The sequence below is a fragment of the Mucilaginibacter sp. P4_A11 genome, assembly GCF_056402535.1.
In genome coordinates this window covers 266,118-286,422 of sequence record NZ_JBFUHE010000009.1, presented here as the reverse complement: position 1 = coordinate 286,422, position 20,305 = coordinate 266,118, and the positions used below count along the sequence as shown (strand labels likewise).

Genomic DNA, 20,305 nt, shown 5'->3' with positions numbered 1-20,305 from the left:
CCTTAAAGGTGCCTTTTTTATATGATTTATGGTAATTATTTTGCTGCGAGTACTTTAGTTGGTGCAGCTTTCAATTTTTGATCAATCCATTGAATGTTGAACTTGTCAATCTCCGTTAGCGAGTCGTCCACAGTGGTGTTTTGGCCTGTTTTGCCTTCGCCGTAAAAGTCATAAAAAATCTCATTCCATCTTTTATCCTTGAACTTGTATTTATACTCGGCATAGATCTCGTTTTTCATATACCGCAAAACTTCAGGCGTAAGCTGGGTCGATCGTTTGGTTTTCCATGGTACCGATCCTTCATCTACACTATATACATAGCAGCCTTCCAGATAGTTCTGGTTCATTTTTACATATTTGGTAAATCCGAACAAGCGGGAGGTATTCAGCTCGGTTAATTTTTCATTTTTTATGGTGAAATAATGATATACAGGCATTTCCTCCAAATTGCCCTTGCCGCTGTAAAGTGAGATGCTGCTCACAGCCGTTGCTTTTAACTCAAATAGTGAATCTGTAAGCGGACGAAAAGCATATTCATTGCAGTTATCGGAAGGGCTGTCTGATTCTCCTTCAGGACTGTAGTCTGTTTCAACCCGGTGGCTGTAAATCTTGTTATGCTTTTTATCTATCAGCACAAGGTTTCGGGTATCATAAAATTCAGTCCGTCCGCCAATAAAATAATCACGAATAGAATAAAATGCGCTTTGCAGCCAATTTTCACTTCCGCTCAAGCTTTGTACAGGCAATGATTTTGCTTTTACTATGTATTGGGTGCTTGATGCTTCAAACTCCACATGATTACGTAAGGGATTTTTGAATTCTTCAACTTGCGGCATCAACCCCAAATCAACAAGGTATGAGGGTGGCAGATAAATTGTGCCATGCTGCTCACGCGAATTAAACTCGGTGATATCACCAGCCGGGCTTTTGGTTAAAGTAAAAGAAGCCGGCTGCTTAAGCTTTGAAAACAGATCGCCGACGTTGATTTCGGTTTTTTCAGATATGGTATAATCGTTTTTCAGCCAAAAATAATCGTTTCCTTTTTTTAGTGCAGCAAGATTTGCAGTATCAGTAACCGGGTATACCTGATCATAATCAACCGGGATCACTATTTTACCACCGAGGTCATAGAATCCGTGTTTATGTTCCTTTTCTACTTCGACAAGATTAGGGAAAGTGCCGTTGATATTGTGAACAAGATCATATTCGGCCGGGACCACTTCTTTATAATCGGGCCCTACTAATCCCATTTTATAAGTTTTAGTTGTGTCTTTTTCCCGCTCCAATGCCTTGTAAAACTCCCATTTACCCTTTACAACATAAAAGTAAGTTTGATCTTTTACATGGCCGAACCATATTACGCTGTCATATTTGGCATATAAATTTGATGCATCGATAAAGGCTTTTAATGTGGCAGGACTATAAATTTCTTTATCGGTATATTGTTTTTGCCAGGCGGTGTTTTTATAGGCAATATAGTCGGTCATAAAATCGCGGGCATCTACCTGGTAAATTTTGTACTGGTGCTGGGCAGTTTTTTGGATGGTGAATGTAATGGTCGAGAACCTGCTTTCCAGGTGAGCGCCGCTAAATGTTACCGGTACAATGGCTACTGCCAGTTCGGGATTGGTAAAGGTGATATTGCTTTTAGCAACATCAAGGTCTGTGTGAAATAGCGCCTCGGGATCGTCATTTTTACTTTGCTTATTTAATAATACATCAAGCAGGCGGTTTATGGGTTCGCTTTTTTGCTTATCGCCAAAATAGCTTAATAATGAATCGCGGTTGCCTTTGGTGAGCTGAGTTTTAAAGTTGCCTAAAAATTGGCTTATCTCGCCTTGCTTTGGCGATGTCATGGTTTTACCGCGAAAAAACAGGAAAGCGCCAACGGCCAAAACAACAACAGAAACTGCAATAATGAGGATAGGTTTGGTTTTCATACAACCAAGATAGCGCATTTTTTGAAATAGCAAAAACGGGCTAAAAGCCTTATAAATAACACTATAAATATTATATATATCATACATAAAATTATATAACTAAAATCTATATCACATCAATTATAAGTATTCGGGAGGCGGGTTAAAATTTCTATATTTGCATAAACATTAAAAGAAATATCAAAATATGTTAACCATAGGACAAAAATTCCCCGAATTTTCTAAAACAGCAGTAGTAAGCCTTGAAAAAGGTAAAGAGTTTGAAACCCTTACTTCTGAGTATTTAACCAACGATGATAACGTTTGGACTGTAATGTTCTGGTGGCCAAAAGACTTCACTTTTGTTTGCCCTACTGAAATTGCTGAGTTTAACAAAAACTACGGCGAATTCCGTGACCGTGAAACCCGTTTGATCGGTGCTTCTACCGATTCTGAATTTGTTCACGCTGCCTGGAGAAGAGATCATGATGATCTGCGCGATTTGAAATTCCCGATGCTTGCTGATACTTCAAAATCATTGGCCGAAGACCTTGGTATTTTAGAGCCAACTGAAAAAATTGCTTACCGTGCTACTTTCATTGTTGACCCACAAGGTATCATCCGTTGGGTATCAGTTAACGACCTGAGCGTAGGCCGTAACGTTAAAGAAGTATTACGTGTACTTGATGGTTTACAAACTGACGAGCTTTGCCCTTGCAACTGGGAAAAAGGTCAGGAAACTTTAACTGTATAATATTTAAGCTTAAAGCCGAAGGCTTAAAGCTTAAAGCGAAAGGCTCGAAGCACGGGAAATAAACGCTCTTGGCTTTGGGCCTTTTCTTTAAGCTCGAAAGTAGCTGCTTTCTGCTTTTAGTTTTCTACTAATTAAACTACTAACACAGGCTTTAGGCTTTCTGCCTTCAGCTTTCTGCTAAAAACAGCTTTCGGCTTTCAGCCTTAAGCTTTCAGCTCAAAATAACATGAACGAAAGTACCGAAGTGATCCAGGAGATACTTGAAAGTATCGGATTAGATAAAAGCTACCGCACCGCGAGTCTTACCCTTTTAGAAACAGGCGAATCACGTTACCTGCGCGATCTGAAGCTGAACTTTACCAGCACCCTTACATCAGCACACTTAACCAACAAAGAATGCGCCCTGTTGGGTTTAGCTACCGCTGCTAACAACAATAACGTACCACTTATCAACTACTTTACCAAATACGCTAAAGAAAACGAAGCCACTGATGCCGAAATTGGCGAAGCTGTTGGCTGTGCTTCATTGCTGGCGTCAAATAACATATTTTACCGCTTCAGGCATTTTACCCAAAAGGAAAAATACACCCAGATCCCTGCCCGCATCCGCATGCAGCTCATGATGAAACCCGTAACCGGTAAAGAATTTTTTGAGCTGGCCAGTTTAGCCGTATCGGCAATTAACGGCTGTGAAATGTGCGTGAATGCACATGAAGATTCGCTTATAAAATTAGGCACTACCGAGGAGCGTATTTTTGATGCTGTACGTATAGCATCGTTAATTACAGCTACAGGTAAAGTTATATTTTAACAAGCTTAGCTCATTTTTACAACGAAAAAGGCATGAAACAATAAAATTTCATGCCTTTTTCATAAATAGTATTTTATTGCCCAATAAAATTTGCGTTTATTAATTAAAATCCAGTAAATTTATACCTTAAGATTAAACTAACCCTGGTCGCAATATTTAAATATGTTGTTTATGCAGGGGGAGTAACTTAAATTTTAATTGTTAATTTTTTTTGGGGAAAGCCGTTCCGGTAATAGTGGAACGGCTTTTATCATTTTAGTGCGAATCAGCAACGGCTTTCAGCTTTTTGAATGGCTGCAAGTAAAGCAGCGGAATCGAAAACAACATCACCAACCCCGAGATCCAGTAGGCATCATCATAGGTCAGTAATAATGTTTGCCTGGTAACCATGCCTTCAATTGCCTGGTAGGCCATATGGGTGGCATCAATCACCGATTTACCTTTTGCCATGAAGCCCTGCGTAAGCATATGCAGGCGATCATTAAAAGCGTTATTGTACGGATTGATATTAACCAGCAGGTTATTGCGGTGCACGCCCTGGCGTATGTGGATAAGCGTTGTTAGCGTGGCTATACCAAATGAACCACCTAATTGGCGCATCATGTTGTTCAAGCCCGAACCCTGGCCCAACTCGGGCCCTTTCAGGTCGGCCATGGCCAGCGTAGTAAGCGGCACGAACAATAAAGCCATACCTACACCACGTATCAACAAAGGCACTAACACATCCTTTTCGCCGGTGGCCAGTGTTGAGTTGCTCAACATGTGCGTAAATACATAAAACAAAAACATACCCGCGGTAGCCATAAATTGGGCTGGTATTCCTTTATTAAGCATCTTCCCTATAAATGGCATCATCACAATGGTACACAAACCACCGGGAAACAGCAGCTCACCTGTTTGCTGGGCATTAAAGCCAAGCAGGTTTTGACAAAATACCGGGAACACAAAAACCGAACCATATAAACCAAACCCAAGTATAAAGGAGGTAAACATCCCCACGGCAAAACTTCGATGCCGCAAAATGCTGAAGTTTACTATCGGGTGTTCCGTACTCATTTCGCGCCAGATGAACAATATGGTTCCTAATACTGCCGATATGGTTAATATCAGGATGTATGGTTTTGCAAACCAGTCTTCACTTTCACCTTTTTCAAGTACAGTTTGTAAACTACCTACGGCAACGGCCAGCAGGATAATACCCCACCAGTCAACAGGTTTACCTTTAGCATCCTTGGGCGTTTCCCGCACAAAGGTGTAGGTACAAAATGCCGCCAGCGCTCCAACCGGGATATTTACATAAAAGATCCATGGCCATGAGTAATTTTCAACTATCCAGCCACCAATGGTTGGACCTACCGTTGGGCCTACAACCGCTCCCAAACCAAACAAGGCGGTTGCTGTACCTATTTGCTCACGGGGCCAGGTTTCAAGCAATATAGCTTGGGCGGTTGAGATTAAACCGCCGCCGGCAATACCCTGTAAAATCCTGAATAGTACCAGCTCATTCATAGTGTGTGCATTACCGCATAAAAACGATACGATGGTAAACACTATAATAGATGTCATGAAATAGTTTTTTCGCCCAAAACGGCCGCCCAGCCAACCAGACATAGGCAATATGATCACGTTTGCTACCGCATAGCCGGTAACTACCCAGGCTACATCCTCAAGGGTTGCGCCAAGGTTACCTTGTATGTGAGGCAACGCTACGTTAACGATAGTGGTATCTATCAGCTCCAGTAACGAAGCTGTGATCACCGTAATGGTGATGATCCACTTTTTAAAGCCAGTTTCAGCCATTGTATTATCCTTTAATTACAGATACGTTTACGCTCATGCCCGGGCGTAATTTTGCAAGCTCTTCTTTAGTACCATTAATCTTTATTTTGATAGGCACACGTTGTACAACCTTTACGAAGTTACCGGTAGCATTATCCGGAGGAAGCAATGAAAATTTAGCGCCTGTAGCAGGTGAAAAATTATATACTTCGCCTTCCAGTTTCATATCAGGGTAAGCGTCAACTTCAATTTCAACTTTTAAACCGTTTTTGATATCGGTAAGCTGTGTTTCTTTATAGTTGGCAGTAATGTAAAGGCTGTTGTCGTTTACTATTGAAAACAAAGTTTGACCAGCCTGAACCAACTGACCTAACTGTACATTCTTTTTAGACGCCAAACCGCTTGCAGGTGATTTTACCTGGGTGTAGCTCAATTGAAGTTTAGCATAATCAATATCAACCTGCTTTTGCGATACACCTGTGTGGGTAACAGCTAACTGGCTACGGGTTGTACCAATTTGCTCAACAGCGGCTTTGTACTGATCCTGCGATGCTTTGTAATTAGCTTTAGCAACATCCAGATCGGCTTTAGCCTGATCAAATTGTTGTTGGGTTACTGATCCGTCTTTTACCAGGTTGGCATAACGGTCATAATCTTTCTGTACTTTTTCTAAATGGGCCGCGTTTGATGCAACCTGCGCTTTAGCTCCTGCTGAATTTGCCTGGTTAGCGAAGATCTGTGACTGGTTTACACCAATACCAGCACTTGCGCCTACCTGTGCAGCCTGGGCCTGCTCTACTTTTATTCTATAATCGTGGTCATCAATTTTAACCAGCGGCTGACCAACATTTACGTGGGTGTTTTCTTCAAAATAAATTGAATCAACATATCCGCCAACGCGGGCAACTACAGGGCTGATATCGCCATCAATCTGCGCATCATCAGTATCAATGTGTTTACTGAAGTAGATGTATTCTTTTATACCGAAAATGATACCGCCAATAAGTACAATGCCTAATATGATGGGGATAACTTTGTTTTTCTTTTTCGGTTGTTCCGGTGTTTCTTGTTCCTTTGCCATTTTATTTAAAAGGTTTGGTATTGTTATTTGTTGATTTTTCCTGTTGATTTTTGTAAAGTATAGTAAGCCAGACCAGCATCGGCTTTAGCCAATTCTAAATTGATCTGTGCCTGGTAAAGCAAGGTTTCTGCATCGGCACGGTCAGTAGCTGATGCTATATTGCTTTTGTATTTTGATTCGAGGATCTTGTTGTTTTCGCCTGCCTGATCAATTGAAGTTTGCAAAAGTTTGATCTTTTCAAGCGCCATGGTATAGTTCTGGTAGCTTTGATTAACTTCATCTTTCACACGGTCGGTAGTGATACTTTTGTTGATATCAACCTGCTGGCTCTGAATCTGGGCTTCTTTTACTTTATTTTTGTTTGTCCACAATGAGCCGAAGTTCCATGACAGTGTTAAGCCGGCAGATAGCGGGGTGATGAAACTACCGCTTTTAGGTATAGGGTTAGCGCTAACATCAACATAATAGCCCGCAACCGAAGCGCCTAAAGTTGGCAGTTCATTAGCTTTAATGCTTTTGATATTAGTTTCGGCAACGCGGCTGCGTAATGCGAATTGCTTAAACTCAGGGCGTGTAGCCATTGCTGTATCAAGATAAGCGGTTAGCGGAGCAACTGCTCTGTCGGCTTCAGTTATCTGATCTATATTTAGCTGTGTACCTTCAGGTAAACCTAACAATACGTTAAGGTTGTAGTTGATGATCCGACGGTTGGTTTCAAGGTCGATACCGTTAACCTCAATGTTTGAGCGTTGTAACTGGAAACGCAATACATCATTCTTGGTAACCAAACCTTGTTCAAAAAAGCGTTGTGCCTGTTTAATCTGCGCATCAACAGTAGTAAGGTTTTGAGTTACTACCTTTTTGCTTTGCAGCACCTTGTACAGGTTATAATACGAGCTTATAATGTCGTAAACGATCTGATCTTTATCGTTCTCCACATCCAAACGGGCAACCTGCGTAAGCAGATCAGTTGACTGGCGGGCATATTTCAATTTACCGCCGGCAAATATGGTTTGGTTTAAAGTGAGGATCCCTAAGTAAGCATCAGCACGTGCAGGCAGGTTAAAACTTTCAGAGCCTAATGCAAGCCTGTTGGCAGGAATTTCGGCATGGTTATAACCATAACTTACTTTACCGGTTGGCAAAGCTTCATCTTTAGCCTGGTTGTATTCTGAAACAGCCTGTTCAACCCTCGAATTTGAAAGTTTAAGGGTTTTACTGTTGTCGAGGCCGAGCTTAATGGCTTCATCAAGTGTGATTGTCCTGTCCTGTGCGTTGGCCGCAAACGGCAGGCTAAAAACTAAGAGAGCGATACTACCGCGCAAAACGGGCCGTAATACCAGCTTTAATAGTTTAAGGTGATTGGTTTTATTATTTGGAGTTGTCATGTTCATTTAACTAAATAAGCTTTTAAAAGTCTTTTCATGTATGTTTTTACGCGTGGTTTCAGTTCAGCTTCCATAAACTTTTCATCACGAATATCATGTCCCAGTATTAATGATGATAGCTGAGGCATGTTAACTATATAATTTTTTGTACCAAAAAGAGTAGCTATTACCAAAGGTATATCAGCATCTTTATGGAACAGGCCGCTGCTAACACCCTCTTCCATGATCCTTTTTACCTCGTATACGTTCACCATCAGTATCTCGATGATCTTATCGGTAAGGTCGCCGCGTTTATTCATGGATACTTCCCTGTTGATGAGCTTTTGAAAGCAATTATTGGCGATAATACGCTCAACATAGTTATCAATGCATTTATCAAGCTTGTCCCATGCTGATATGCTGTCGTCATTGCCTATGTTTTGCAGCAGGGTGCGAAATGAATTAATTTTGCGTTGAAAAACCGCCAGGAAAAGCCCTTCTTTTGATCCAAAATAGTAATTGAGCATAGCCATGTTTACACCGGCTTCGCCCGATATGGTACGGGTGGAGGCACCGTCATAACCAAGATCCGCGAACACCTTTTCGGCTACGTCGAGGATGTGGTCTTTTTTATCTATTTTATCTTTTTCCATTGTTTTAACGGCACAAAATTAATCAAACGATTGATTAAGCGTATCGGATTGAAGCAGAAAAAGTTAATCAGTTGATTAAGATTACCGTCGAATGACAGATTTGTTTGACATGCCTTAAGAAAATTATAAAAAACGAAACTATTTGTTGAAACATTTAATACCAATTATTGAAAACCTTAACAGATTGATGGCCACAGTAATCGTTTTGTTATATTGTTGATACAGGAAATACAGAATATTTATCTTTCAATATATTTGTTGCCATGAAGCGTATCCACCTCGTTGTAGTATTCCTGCTTATAACCGCATTTTCAAAAGCCCAAACCAACCCGCCTACTGACCTTGGCAGTATCCAGCAAAATCTGAAAAAGCTTGATGTGCTGGGCAGCGTACTATATGTAGCAGCCCATCCCGATGATGAAAATACCCGCCTGCTGGCATACCTTGCACAGGAAAAACATTATCGCACAGGCTACCTGTCGCTCACCCGTGGCGATGGGGGACAAAACCTGATAGGCAACGAACAAAGTGAGCTGCTTGGGTTGATCCGCACGCAGGAACTACTGGCTGCCCGCCGGGTTGATGGCGCCGAACAGTTTTTTACCCGCGCCAATGATTTCGGTTTTTCAAAAGGGCCGGAAGAAACGCTGAAGATCTGGGACAAGGAAAAAGTACTTGGCGATGTAGTTTGGGTGATCCGTAAATTCAGGCCCGATGTGATCATTTGCCGTTTCCCCACAACAGGCGAAGGAGGCCATGGTCACCATACCTCATCGGCCATATTGGCGCAGGAGGCTTTTGCTGCCGCTGCCGATCCAACCCGTTACCCGGAGCAGTTGAAATATGTAAAGCCGTGGCAGGCCAAACGCCTGTTATGGAACACTTTCAACTTTGGAAATACTAACACCACCGCAGCCGATCAGTTTAAGATTGATGTAGGTGCATATAATACTATCTTAGGCAAAAGTTATGGCGAAATTGCTGCTGAAAGCCGCAGCAACCACAAAACCCAGGGCTTTGGCTCGGCAAAACAACGTGGTGAATCGTACGAGTTTTTTAAAACTATTTTAGGGGATGCCCCTCAAAATGACCTGATGGATGGTGTTAATACCACCTGGAAACGGGTTAAAGATGGAGACGCTATTGCAGCCCTAACAAGTGTGATCAGTCGAAATTTCATCAACGAAGCTCCCGAAAAATCGCTGCCCGCGTTAGTGCAATTGCTGATGAAAGTTGAGAAAGTATCCGATACTTACTGGCGTGAACAAAAAACAAAAGAATTAAACAACCTGATCGCGGCATGTGCTGGTTTATGGTTTGAGGCCTATGCAACAGAACCTACCTATGCCCTGGGCGATAAAATGAACCTGCGTGCACAGGTGATCAACCGCTTTAATTATCGTGTTAAAATAAACAGCATTGATGCTAATGACAGCGCGTTGGCCCTGCAAAGCAAAGAAATACCGTTTAACCAGCTGCAAACTTTTGAAACCACGGCCGCAGCATCTGCATTAACTCAGCCGTACTGGTTGGCAGCCCCTCATCCAATAGGTGTTTATACCCTGGCCGACAACACCCTGGCCGGAAATCCCGAAAACCCGGATTTGCCCAAAGTTACTTTCCAGTTTATTATTGAAGGTAAGCCCATAAATATCGACCGCCGCATTGTATATAAATATGTTGATCCCGTTAGGGGCGAGGTTTATCAGCCCATTGAAATAACGCCGCCGGTAACAGCCAACATTGAAAACAAGGATTATATTTTTAGCGCACAGCAAGCACAAACGGTACTGGTAAAACTGAAAAGCTTTACAAAAGCCAGCGGTACCATCAGCCTTAAACCTATTGCAGGCTGGAAAATAAGTCCCGAAAAAATTGACTTTACGGATAAGGACAAAAACGATGAATGGTCGATAGCATTTACAGTTAGCCCAACCGATACCAAAACTAAAGCAAGCGATCTGGAAGTAGTAGTTAACGCCAATGGCAAACCGTTTTCTCTGAGCCTGCTCCGTATCAGGTATGACCATGTGCCGGCTATTACCTTATTCCCACCCGCACAAACAAAACTCATTTATCTCGACCTGAAAAACAATGGCAAAAGAATTGGCTACATCGCCGGTGCCGGCGACCAGATGCCCGAAGCCCTGCGCCAGGTAGGCTACGAAGTACACATGCTAAGCGAAAACGAAGTCATGAACGGCGACTTATCAGGGTATGACGCCATTGTAACCGGGGTTCGTGCCTACAATGTAAATGATCGCCTTGCTTACCAGCAACCGAAATTAATGGAATATGTTAAGAATGGTGGCAACCTGGTTGTACAGTATAACAACAACAACGGCATCGTGGTTAAACAAATAGGCCCATATCCGTTTACCGTAGTGAACAGAAGGGTTACTGACGAAAATGCCGAAGTAACCATTTTAGATCCTCAAAATCCGGTGTTAAACTATCCTAATAAAATAACTAATGCTGATTTCAGCGGCTGGATCCAGGAGCGAGGGCTGTATTTTGTAAGTAATATCGATCCGCAGTATAAACCCATTTTTCAGATGCATGACAAAGGCGAAGAGCCTCTTAACGGCTCGCTCATAGTTGGCGACTATGGCAAGGGTAGGTTTATATATACGTCGCTGGCATTTTTCAGGGAGCTACCTGCCGGTGTACCGGGAGCTTACAGGTTGTTTATTAACTTATTGAGCAAGCCGAAGTAAAAAGAATAAGCAACACCTGCATGGCAAAGACATCAGGGTCCTCTACGAGAGACCCTGATGGAACATTAAACAAATCGTCATTGCGAGGTACGAAGCAATCCCCAAGAAGCAGGGCGACTATGCAAATCCTCTCTGTAAAGTCGGGGATTGCTTCGTACCTCGCAATGACGGTTTATCTTTTCCGTTTATCCCCAACTATCCGACAAAAAACATTTTATGTTATCAAAACCGTGTCAATTTCAACCTGTTAACAATTTTTTAATATAAAACATTTTCAATTACAGTAAATTCTATTTACGTTTGAATTTTTTCTTGATGTAGCTTCAAATAATTTTTTACCCTGAAGCACATGTTACGCGTCGACAGTTCCAAACCATGCCAAATTATTTATGCCATTGCAAAGCATGACTACCTGTCGTATGTTATTGAGCCTCATATTGTTCAACTCAACCCTAACGGTGAATTTTCTTTAACTCATCAGCGCTTATTTTCCAATACAGCCAAAGAGTTTTGTGAATTTCTGGATGATACCGACATCAAACTGGTCAAATTACTGGAGGAGATGGAGCAGGGTAACGTGATCAAAAGGTATTACAAAAAGCCTATCCGCCCGTTTGAGTTTTTCTCGAAGATCTTTAACGAGCCGATGTTTGATATGATCCGCCCGAAGCTGGAGAAACGCATAGCCGAGGCTTTGTCATTACTTTGCGGCAAACAGGTATACCAGATGAGCAAGGAAGGTTATCCAGGCGAGCGTAAGCTCCAACTGGCTACCGAAGCGGCATCGGTATTGTTCCACTTCAGGCGCAATGAGGAGGAGATCAGGTATTTTCCCACCATCAAATACCAGGGCATGCGCATTGAGTTCATGTTTAAAAATGCCGAGATCATTTGCAATCACCCGGCCTGGATGCTGCTTGACGATACCCTATATTACTTTGACAAGGAAATTGAAGGCAAAAAGTTACAACCCTTCCTGAACAAGCGTTTCATTGCCATCCCAAAATCGTCAGAACAATCATACTTTGAAAAGTTTGTTGCCCCGCTTATCGAAAAGCATAACGTTTACGCCGAAGGTTTTACCATCAATACCGAAAAGTATGATGCACGCCCGGTACTTAAACCTATTTATATTGAAGGCGGAACTTCGCAATTGCAGCTCTCCTTTAAGTATGCCGGCTACATATTTCCTTATGGCGATGGCAGGCATATTTCCGTGCGGATGGAAAAAACCGGCGATGATTACCTGTTTCACCGCATTAAGCGCTCAACCACCTGGGAAAAAGGCAAAATGCAGCAATTGGAACACTTGGGGCTTAAAGTAGCGTCTTCCCTGTTCCAAAATCTTGAAGTTGCTGGTCATGAAGATGATGACGATCGCTCGTTCTCAGTTTTTGAATGGCTTAATCAGCATCATGATCAGCTTATTGAACAGGGCTTTGAGCTTGAACAACCTGAAGGGCAAAAACGCTACGTATTTGGCAGCAGTAAAATTGAACTGGAAGTAACCGAAAATAACGACTGGTTTGATATCAATGCCATGGTAAGCTTCGGGCCATACCGGATTCCCTTTATCCAGCTTAAAAACCACATTCTCAATCATAAAAAAGAGTTTACCTTGCCATCGGGCGAGATAGCCGTGATCCCTGAAAAATGGTTTTCACAATATGGCAACCTGCTGCATTTTACCGAAGGCAGCAATGAACTTAAACTTCGCCGTCATCATATTGGCCTGGTCACCGACCTTGCCGAAGGAGAAATGGCGAGCGTTACCATGACCCGCAAACTGCAAAAACTCACCAATTTTGATGAACTTGAGGATGCGCCAATGCCAGTCAACTTTGAGGGCAACTTAAGGCCTTACCAAAAAGCAGGCTATAATTGGTTCCACTTTTTAAAGCAGTATCATTTTGGCGGCTGCCTTGCCGATGATATGGGTTTGGGTAAAACCATACAAACTTTATCCTTACTGCAAAAACATAAAGAAGATGCAGAAAACGCCGGCGGCAAAGCCACTTCGCTGGTGATCATGCCTACTTCGCTGATATATAACTGGCTTAATGAGGCCCGTAAATTTGCGCCGCAGTTAAGGCTAATGGTGCATACCGGCACTATGCGTTACCGCAGCGCCGAAGTTTTTGCCAATTACGATGTGGTGATCACTACCTATGGTATCAGCCGTATTGATATTGAGATGTTCAAAGATTTCTTTTTTGATTACGTGATCCTGGATGAAAGTCAGAACATCAAAAATCCGTCGTCAAAATCATACCAGGCGGTTAAGCAACTCAAATCGCGCTTTAAGCTGATCTTGAGCGGTACCCCGGTAGAAAACTCGGTTAACGATTTATGGACACAAATGTCGTTCATTAACCCAGGCTTGCTGGGTGCACAACAGTTTTTCCAAAACGAATTTGTTACCCCGATAGAAAAGAAAAAAGACGAGGATAAGGCACGCAAGCTACAGGCCCTGATCAAGCCTTTTGTGCTGCGCCGTACCAAGGAGCAGGTGGCAACAGAGCTTCCGCCTAAAACCGAAAACCTTTTCTATTCACAGATGACTGAAGAACAATCATCGGTTTATGAAGAGATCAAATCCGAATACCGGAACGAATTGCTGAAAAGCCTGGAAGATGGCACTTTCGCCAAAACACAGATCCAGGTATTACAGGGGCTCATTAAGCTGAGACAAATTGCCAACCACCCTATCATGATCGATAAGGATTACGAGGGGGACAGCGGCAAATTTGAGGATGTGGTACATACCTTAGGTAACGTGCTTGATGGCGGTCACAAAGTGCTCATATTTTCACAGTTTGTAAAACAGCTCAGTATTTACCGCGAGCATTTTGAGCGTGTTGGTATTCCTTACGTATATCTTGATGGCAGCACTCAAAACCGCGGGGATGTAGTGAAGCAGTTTCAGGAAGATGAAAAAACACGCGTATTCCTGATCTCGATAAAAGCCGGTGGCGTAGGCCTTAACCTTACCGAAGCCGACTATGTATTCATCCTGGACCCATGGTGGAACCCCGCCGTTGAGCAGCAGGCCATTGACCGTACACACCGCATCGGCCAAACTAAAAACGTATTCATCTATAAATTCATCACCAAAGATTCGGTTGAAGAAAAGATCCTGGCCCTGCAGCAGCGTAAGCTTAGCCTGTCACGTGCATTGATCACTACAGAAGAAAGCTTTATTAAATCGCTTACGGCGGAGGATATTAAGGAGATATTGGGGTAGAGGGGCGAAGCTATTAATAAATAAAATCGTCATTGCGAGGCACGAAGCAATCCCCAAGCAGCAGAGCGGCTATGCAAATCTTCCCCTGTAAAGTCGGGGATTGCTTCGTACCTCGCAATGACGCGATATAAAAAAGGGCTTATTGATAAAATCAATAAGCCCTTTTTTATAACATTTAATTCATTTACTACTTCAGCTTAGCCAACGCCGCTTTCACCCTTGGTATCAAAGCTTCGATCTCATTAAGCGGGGTTGCGCCAACCGATGCGCGGAACCAGTTCACCTCATCGCCGGTACCGAAGGCCGAGAACGGCACAAAAGCAGCTCCTGCTTCTTTGATGAGGTAAAAATTGATATCTGCCGAATCTTTCAGCACTTTGCCATCCGGAGTGGTTTTGCCGCTGTAATCTATTTTAAGCGTAAGATAAATAGCGCCCATAGGTTCAATGGAATCTACATTTAAGCCGCTGGTTTTCATCTCCTGGAAACCCTCGTGCAAAGCGGTAAGACTTGCCTGGATTTTTCCTTTTAAATCGTCAAGGTAAGTGTTTACATCTGTTTCGCTGGTTAAAAATTTGGCCATAGCCATTTGCTCCGGCTTTGGCGCCCATGCACCCATATGGCCTACGATGGCTTTCATATTTTCAATAACCAGCTCCGGGCCAAAACCCCAGCCTACACGTACACCTGTAGCTGCAAAACATTTCGAACCGCCATCAACAAAAATGGTGTAATCCTTTAATTCAGGGCGAAGGGTTACCGGATCGTAATGCTTATGCTCGCCAAAAGTTAATTGCGAGTAGATTTGATCATATAATAAATACAGTGGCTTTTCACCTGCTGTACGGCTCTTGTTTTCGGCTATTACAAGGTCGCAGATCTCTTCCAGATCTTTTTTGCTGAACATAGTACCCGTAGGGTTCAAAGGCGAACACAGGGCCAGTAAAGCCGCTCCTTTTAAATGCGGGCGGATATCATCTGCCGTAGGCATAAAGTTGTTTTCAGGGGCCGTAGGAATGATCACAGCATCGGCATTCAGCAGATCGCTGTAATGGTTATTGTTCCATGACGGTGCCGGGAAAACTACTTTTTCGCCGGGGTTAACTACCGCTAAAAATATGGAATAGATTAACGGACGTGAACCGCCTGAGATCAGGATCTGGTTAGGGGCATAGTCAAGGCCTAAGCTTCTTTTTAAGAAACCGCTTACGCTCTGGCGCAGGTCAAGCATACCGTCGGCAGCAGGGTAGTTGGTTTGATTATGATTGTAAGCATCAATGATCTTATCCTTTAAGGGAGTTGGGATAGGATAAATATTAGAGTCGAAATCGCCGATAGTAAGGTTGGCAATATTCTGGCCTTGTCGTTTTAATTCGTTGATCTCGCCGGCAATCTTGATGATCTCCGAGCCATGTAAATTTTGAGCTAATAAAGAAACACTCATGGATTTATGTATTTATGAGCGGCAAAGATAGGGAAAGAAGCTGAAAGCCGAAGGCCGAAAGCTGAAAGCAAAACTAAGAGCTAAAAGCAAAAGGCCTAAAGCTGAAAGCTTTTTAGCTTCCGGGCTTTAGGCCTTTGTTAAATTCTTTGCTTTAAGCTTTTCGCTTTAGGCCTTAAGCTTCTTTTAGCTTTTTGCCTTCGGCTTTAAGCTTACAAATAAGCTTTACGCAGTTTAATTATCCGCATCCAGTGCATGAGTTTCATTACGGGGTAAACCGGATCTATCTCAAACCATTTAGCGCCGAAGTTGGCTTTATTGGGATGCTTATGGTGATTGTTCTGGAACAGTTCGCCCAGCATTAAAAAATCAAACGGGGTAGTGTTTTTTGATTTATCGCCATTATCAAAGTTTTGATAGCCGTATTTGTGGCCACACCAGTTAACAATAGCACCGTGGATCGGGCCCATCAAAAAGTGAATAGGGATCAGCAGGAACATCCACCACGCAGTAGCAAATTCAACATAAAACAAAATGTATAAAATACCAAATGAAATACGTGATACAACTGATGATCCTATAAAATCAACAAAGCGCCATTCAGGGATATTACCCTTAAAACGTTCTTCAGGCTCCTTAAGCTTTTTTACGTGCAGCCTGTAGCTTTTAGCGGTATAAACCATCATCTGGAAAACATCCTTAAAAAAATGTGGTGAATGCGGGTCTTTTTCGGTATCGCTATATGCATGGTGTTCACGGTGCATAATGGCGTACGCCCTTGGGTTTAAAAATGATGAACCCTGGCAAATGTAGGTAAGCAGATAAAATGTACCCTCGTAAAATTTATTGGTAGTGAACATTTTGTGCGATGCATACCTGTGCAGAAAGAACGTTTGAAAAAATAGCGACAGAAACCAGTGCGCTACGAAGAATATGATAATAACCATTGAATTGTAGAAAATAGACTTATTTATAATCTTTCCAAAGATACGATTTAAAGCCTTATAAAGTTTTTAATATGTGAATAATGATAGCGACGCCAACAAAAAATGCCGCTCCTGGTATAGAAACGGCATTTACCCAAAAAAGTTATTTTACCGGGATTATAATAATTCAAACTGTTGGGCCAATAATCGGTACGATTCCAGCCTGTCTTCAAAATTTTCGGTAATGGTAACGGCCATGATCTCATCAACTTCGTAATCATTGGCAAGCCAGGTCAATTTCAGCTTCAGTTCAGTCGGCGAGCCGGCAATTACACGGTAACGGTTATAGCGAATGCGCTCCTGTTCGGCAGGAGTGTACTCCACATCTTTTACATCATCGTAACTTAACGGCACTATTGCCCCGCCTTTTTCAAATTGTAAAAAACGGTGATCCATTACGGCCTGGTGTTGCCTTACTTTTTCGGCATCTTCCGAACAGAAAATAAATACGGCCACATTAGCCTCGGGCTGTTGCAAGTCATCCGATGGCCGAAATCGTTCTTTGTACATTTTAACACTTTCGGGGCCGCCATTGGGGTTAATAAAATGAGCGAAGGAAAAGCCCATGCCAAAATGCGCCGCGAATAAACCACTTTGCCCGCTTGAGCTTAGCAGCCACATATTAGGTACGGTTTTAACCTGCGGGATGGCCCTGATGCGCGCTTGTATGGTTCCCGGCTCATAAGTATCGTGAAAGTAATTTTGCAGATCGGCCAACTGTTCAACAAAATCCTGTTCTTTGAACTGATTTGAAGGATTAAGTGCGGCTGCAGTGATCCTGTCGGTACCCGGTGCACGGCCCATACCCAGATCTATCCGCCCGGGGAACAGCGCCTCCAGCATCCTGAAATTTTCGGCAACCTTAAGGGTACTATGGTTAGGCATCATGATTCCGCCCGAGCCCATGCGCATGTTTTTGGTTTCGCCAGCCAGGTGGGCCAATAGCACCTCAGGCGTTGAGCCCGCTATTATACCCATATTATGATGTTCCGAAATCCAGAAGCGGGTGTAACCCAGAGTATCGGTATATTTTGCCAGTTGTATGGTTTCTTGTATGGCCTGCTCGGCAGTGGCGCCTTTTCTTATCGGCGACTGGTCGAGCACGCTCAGTTTGATCTTATTTATGCTCATATAGATTGTGAACACAAAAATAAGCATAGGGTTGCAGGCGGGCTTTACACTCCGGCTTTTATGGCATTGGGATTACTATTAAAAGCGGAAAACAGAATGCTAAAAGCGGAAAGCCAACAGACTCACTTCTACTTGTGGCTTATATGTATTTAATAGCCCTAAAGGCGCGGCATTTATGAATATCATAAGCCATTGCGCGGCACCCAGGCCTGGCTTTTAATGAGCCATTTGCCGCTCACTATCCTTAATACAAATGAAAAAGCGCCCTGTTCTTCAAAGTGCTCGCCGTTTACAAGGCCGGTATATTCCACAGGGGCTACGAGGTAAACTATCTCTTCGGTTTGCTGAAAAGTTTTGATTCGCTGCAGATCCACCTTAAAATTATTGATCTTAAAATCTTTAACCGCCTTTTGTACCGAATTTATCCACTGCACGCCAGCCAATTGGCCGTTCCATGAAAAAGGGGGCTGTTCATCGGCTACAACCGCGTTAGGGGCATACAGATCAGATACCGCCTCGATATTAAAAGTACCCGAAGCCTTTATTACCGTTTCCACAATCTGCCTCACCTCGGGTTTTAATTTAGCTACCGTATCAGCAGGCAGCACTATTTTTGCCGAAGCTGCCATAACAGGCAAACTGCTCATAAACATGCACAGGCATAAAAGGGGTAATAAATGCTTTTTCATGATCTTAACAATTTCAAACTTCGTGTTTTATATTAAGGCCGTTCAATATACGAATAAGCCGGTGTAAAAATACTTTTTGAACGCCATTGTTTCAGCTTTAATATAAAAGGGCTGGCATGACGTTGTGCAGCTTATTTTGTTTTCGCATTCATATAGTCAATAGTGAGGTTGCACAAAGCTTTTACACCTAAGCTAAAGCCGCTTTCATCAATATAAAAATCGGGCGTATGGTGCGATGGCGCTTTCAGCGGATCGCCTCCCTTTGGCATACCTCCTAAAAATATGAATAGGCCCGGTACCTTTTCCTGGTAAAAGCTAAAATCTTCGGCACCGGTTACCGGCGGGCGCAATAGCACGTTAGCGGCACCGGCAGTTTGCTGCAGGCTTGGTAACATTTTTTGGGTAAGCTCCGGATCATTGTAAGTTACGGGATAATGGTTGCTGTAAGGAATTTTTACGATTGCTGTTGCCCCCATTGCATCAGCAGTCTTGGTGGCTATTTCTGTTACCCGCGCAACCAGCATTTTTTCGTCGGCAGGGGTAAAGGAGCGGAGGGTGCCCAGCATTTCAACCGATTCGGGGATGATGTTTGAGCGGTTGCCTCCCTTTATAGCGCCTATGGTTACTACCGCTGGGTTTTCGGTTACATTGATATTACGGCTTACTATAGTTTGCAGGTTGTTAATGATCTGTGCTGATGTAACTATCGGGTCAACGCTCGACCATGGGTAGGCCCCGTGGGACGATCTTCCCTTTACAATGATCTGCATATCGTTAACCCCAGCCATGGTACCACCTGGACGATAGGTTATTTTACCAACTTCCGTTTGTGAATTGATGTGCAGGCCAAAAACCACGTCCACTTTTGGGTTCTCCAAAACACCCTCCTTTACCATCTCCTCGGCACCGCCTTTTTGTCCGGGTTCAACGCCTTCTTCTGCAGGTTGAAAAATGAATTTTACGGTTCCGTGCAAATCAGCCTTCATTGATGAGAGTACCTGGGCAACAGCCATCAGTATAGCCATGTGCGAATCATGTCCGCAGGCATGCATCACGCCAACTTCCTGCCCGTTGTAAGTAGTTTTTACTTTAGATGCAAAAGGCACAGGCGTACGCTCAATAACCGGCAGGCCGTCCATATCTGCCCGCAATGCCACAACCGGCCCCGGATGCCCGCCCTTTAAGATCCCAACCACACCGGTAGTAGCTATCCCGCTGGTTACTTCAATACCTAACGACTGCAAATGTTTAGCTATAATGGCTGATGTGCGCACCTCATGATTACCGAGTTCAGGATGTTCATGAAAATCGCGGCGCCAGGTTACCACCTGCTGCTGCAAGGCATCAGCTTTTGTATTTACCTGTGTGCGTAACGCGTTCTTTTGCGCCATAACTTGCAGCGAACACACACATAGAGATAAAATAAGGGTTGCTTTCATACGGGTTGCTTAGGGACAGTAATATAAGTAGAATAGTTTATATATGAGAGATGCTGAAAGCCATTAGCAGGGGACCGCTTTAAACCACAATTGTTGGGAGGTTGGGGGGTTAACAGGGTTAACACAATTCAGGGTCAACATTTATATATATCTAAAAATCAGATAATTAAGTGCTTTTCGTGCAAAAAATATGTTAACCCCCTTTTTGTATTAATATCATCGGCTAAATTTCTATTCGCAGATAACACAACACCAAGGGAGGTCAATTGAATTTGTGATACAGCCCCATCATTT

Annotated in this window: 14 protein-coding genes; 4 read left to right on the top strand and 10 right to left on the bottom strand. The window is 43.1% G+C overall.

Features of this window, described 5'->3' with window-relative positions; translation table 11 throughout:
• Positions 1–35 precede the first annotated feature (35 nt).
• A complete protein-coding gene (locus tag AC1DUD_RS19090; RefSeq protein WP_477377232.1) occupies positions 36–1,940 on the bottom strand; it encodes a hypothetical protein in 1,905 nt (634 codons plus the stop codon).
• 187 nt (positions 1,941–2,127) lie between these two features.
• On the opposite strand from AC1DUD_RS19090, the gene AC1DUD_RS19085 reads away from it, so the two are divergent.
• Both AC1DUD_RS19085 and AC1DUD_RS19080 read left to right on the top strand, forming a co-directional pair.
• Positions 2,128–2,673: a peroxiredoxin gene (locus AC1DUD_RS19085; protein WP_110586381.1), complete on the top strand. Its 546-nt coding sequence runs from the start codon at positions 2,128–2,130 to the stop codon at positions 2,671–2,673.
• A gap of 226 nt (positions 2,674–2,899) precedes the next feature.
• On the top strand, positions 2,900–3,484 hold the full coding sequence (locus tag AC1DUD_RS19080; protein ID WP_121232522.1) for a carboxymuconolactone decarboxylase family protein: 585 nt from the start codon (positions 2,900–2,902) through the stop codon (positions 3,482–3,484).
• Between the two features lie 255 nt (positions 3,485–3,739).
• Here the strand turns inward: AC1DUD_RS19080 and AC1DUD_RS19075 are convergent, their stop codons facing one another.
• Genes AC1DUD_RS19075 through AC1DUD_RS19060 form a run of 4 tightly spaced genes read right to left on the bottom strand, consistent with a single transcriptional unit; the run spans position 3,740 to position 8,364 of the window.
• Positions 3,740–5,284, bottom strand: coding sequence for a DHA2 family efflux MFS transporter permease subunit (locus tag AC1DUD_RS19075; RefSeq protein ID WP_477377229.1), 1,545 nt, complete (start codon positions 5,282–5,284; stop codon positions 3,740–3,742).
• A gap of 4 nt (positions 5,285–5,288) precedes the next feature.
• Entirely contained in the window at positions 5,289–6,344 is a 1,056-nt protein-coding gene (locus AC1DUD_RS19070; protein WP_477377226.1) for an HlyD family secretion protein, read from the bottom strand.
• Positions 6,345–6,367: 23 nt separating this feature from the next.
• Entirely contained in the window at positions 6,368–7,732 is a 1,365-nt protein-coding gene (locus tag AC1DUD_RS19065; protein WP_477377224.1) for a TolC family protein, read from the bottom strand.
• Positions 7,733–7,734: 2 nt separating this feature from the next.
• The gene (locus AC1DUD_RS19060) at positions 7,735–8,364 is read right to left on the bottom strand and encodes a TetR/AcrR family transcriptional regulator (protein ID WP_477377222.1); all 630 of its coding nucleotides are present in this window, start codon (positions 8,362–8,364) and stop codon (positions 7,735–7,737) included.
• A gap of 263 nt (positions 8,365–8,627) precedes the next feature.
• Here AC1DUD_RS19060 and AC1DUD_RS19055 point away from each other — a divergent pair, with 263 nt between their 5' ends.
• Together AC1DUD_RS19055 and AC1DUD_RS19050 are read left to right on the top strand one after the other, a co-directional pair.
• Entirely contained in the window at positions 8,628–11,081 is a 2,454-nt protein-coding gene (locus AC1DUD_RS19055; RefSeq protein ID WP_477377220.1) for a PIG-L family deacetylase, read from the top strand.
• 349 nt (positions 11,082–11,430) lie between these two features.
• Complete coding sequence (locus tag AC1DUD_RS19050; protein WP_477377218.1) at positions 11,431–14,325, top strand: DEAD/DEAH box helicase; 2,895 nt, start codon at positions 11,431–11,433, stop codon at positions 14,323–14,325.
• Positions 14,326–14,512: 187 nt separating this feature from the next.
• On the opposite strand, the gene AC1DUD_RS19045 is transcribed toward AC1DUD_RS19050, so the two are convergent.
• From AC1DUD_RS19045 to AC1DUD_RS19025, 5 genes are all read right to left on the bottom strand, one after another.
• Positions 14,513–15,769 carry a pyridoxal phosphate-dependent aminotransferase gene (locus tag AC1DUD_RS19045; protein WP_477377216.1) on the bottom strand — a complete coding sequence of 419 codons (1,257 nt, stop codon included), beginning with the start codon at positions 15,767–15,769 and terminating at the stop codon, positions 14,513–14,515.
• 209 nt (positions 15,770–15,978) lie between these two features.
• Positions 15,979–16,713, bottom strand: a complete 735-nt coding sequence (locus AC1DUD_RS19040) for an acyl-CoA desaturase (RefSeq protein WP_477377214.1) — start codon at positions 16,711–16,713, stop codon at positions 15,979–15,981.
• 156 nt (positions 16,714–16,869) lie between these two features.
• Positions 16,870–17,883, bottom strand: coding sequence for an LLM class flavin-dependent oxidoreductase (locus tag AC1DUD_RS19035; RefSeq protein WP_477377212.1), 1,014 nt, complete (start codon positions 17,881–17,883; stop codon positions 16,870–16,872).
• A 182-nt stretch (positions 17,884–18,065) separates the two neighbouring features.
• On the bottom strand, positions 18,066–18,572 hold the full coding sequence (locus tag AC1DUD_RS19030; protein WP_477377210.1) for a Cif family virulence factor: 507 nt from the start codon (positions 18,570–18,572) through the stop codon (positions 18,066–18,068).
• Positions 18,573–18,703: 131 nt separating this feature from the next.
• Complete coding sequence (locus tag AC1DUD_RS19025; protein ID WP_477377208.1) at positions 18,704–20,011, bottom strand: amidohydrolase; 1,308 nt, start codon at positions 20,009–20,011, stop codon at positions 18,704–18,706.
• Between the last annotated feature and the right edge of the window lie 294 nt (positions 20,012–20,305).

Excerpts from the sequence above, each read along its gene's own strand:
- AC1DUD_RS19090 (WP_477377232.1), bottom strand. The coding sequence starts at position 1,940 with ATGAAAACCAAACCTATCCTCATTATTGCAGTTTCTGTTGTTGTTTTG.
- AC1DUD_RS19085 (WP_110586381.1), top strand. The coding sequence starts at position 2,128 with ATGTTAACCATAGGACAAAAATTCCCCGAATTTTCTAAAACAGCAGTA.
- AC1DUD_RS19080 (WP_121232522.1), top strand. The coding sequence starts at position 2,900 with ATGAACGAAAGTACCGAAGTGATCCAGGAGATACTTGAAAGTATCGGA.
- AC1DUD_RS19075 (WP_477377229.1), bottom strand. The coding sequence starts at position 5,284 with ATGGCTGAAACTGGCTTTAAAAAGTGGATCATCACCATTACGGTGATC.
- AC1DUD_RS19070 (WP_477377226.1), bottom strand. The coding sequence starts at position 6,344 with ATGGCAAAGGAACAAGAAACACCGGAACAACCGAAAAAGAAAAACAAA.
- AC1DUD_RS19065 (WP_477377224.1), bottom strand. The coding sequence starts at position 7,732 with ATGACAACTCCAAATAATAAAACCAATCACCTTAAACTATTAAAGCTG.
- AC1DUD_RS19060 (WP_477377222.1), bottom strand. The coding sequence starts at position 8,364 with ATGGAAAAAGATAAAATAGATAAAAAAGACCACATCCTCGACGTAGCC.
- AC1DUD_RS19055 (WP_477377220.1), top strand. The coding sequence starts at position 8,628 with ATGAAGCGTATCCACCTCGTTGTAGTATTCCTGCTTATAACCGCATTT.
- AC1DUD_RS19050 (WP_477377218.1), top strand. The coding sequence starts at position 11,431 with ATGTTACGCGTCGACAGTTCCAAACCATGCCAAATTATTTATGCCATT.
- AC1DUD_RS19045 (WP_477377216.1), bottom strand. The coding sequence starts at position 15,769 with ATGAGTGTTTCTTTATTAGCTCAAAATTTACATGGCTCGGAGATCATC.
- AC1DUD_RS19040 (WP_477377214.1), bottom strand. The coding sequence starts at position 16,713 with ATGGTTATTATCATATTCTTCGTAGCGCACTGGTTTCTGTCGCTATTT.
- AC1DUD_RS19035 (WP_477377212.1), bottom strand. The coding sequence starts at position 17,883 with ATGAGCATAAATAAGATCAAACTGAGCGTGCTCGACCAGTCGCCGATA.
- AC1DUD_RS19030 (WP_477377210.1), bottom strand. The coding sequence starts at position 18,572 with ATGAAAAAGCATTTATTACCCCTTTTATGCCTGTGCATGTTTATGAGC.
- AC1DUD_RS19025 (WP_477377208.1), bottom strand. The coding sequence starts at position 20,011 with ATGAAAGCAACCCTTATTTTATCTCTATGTGTGTGTTCGCTGCAAGTT.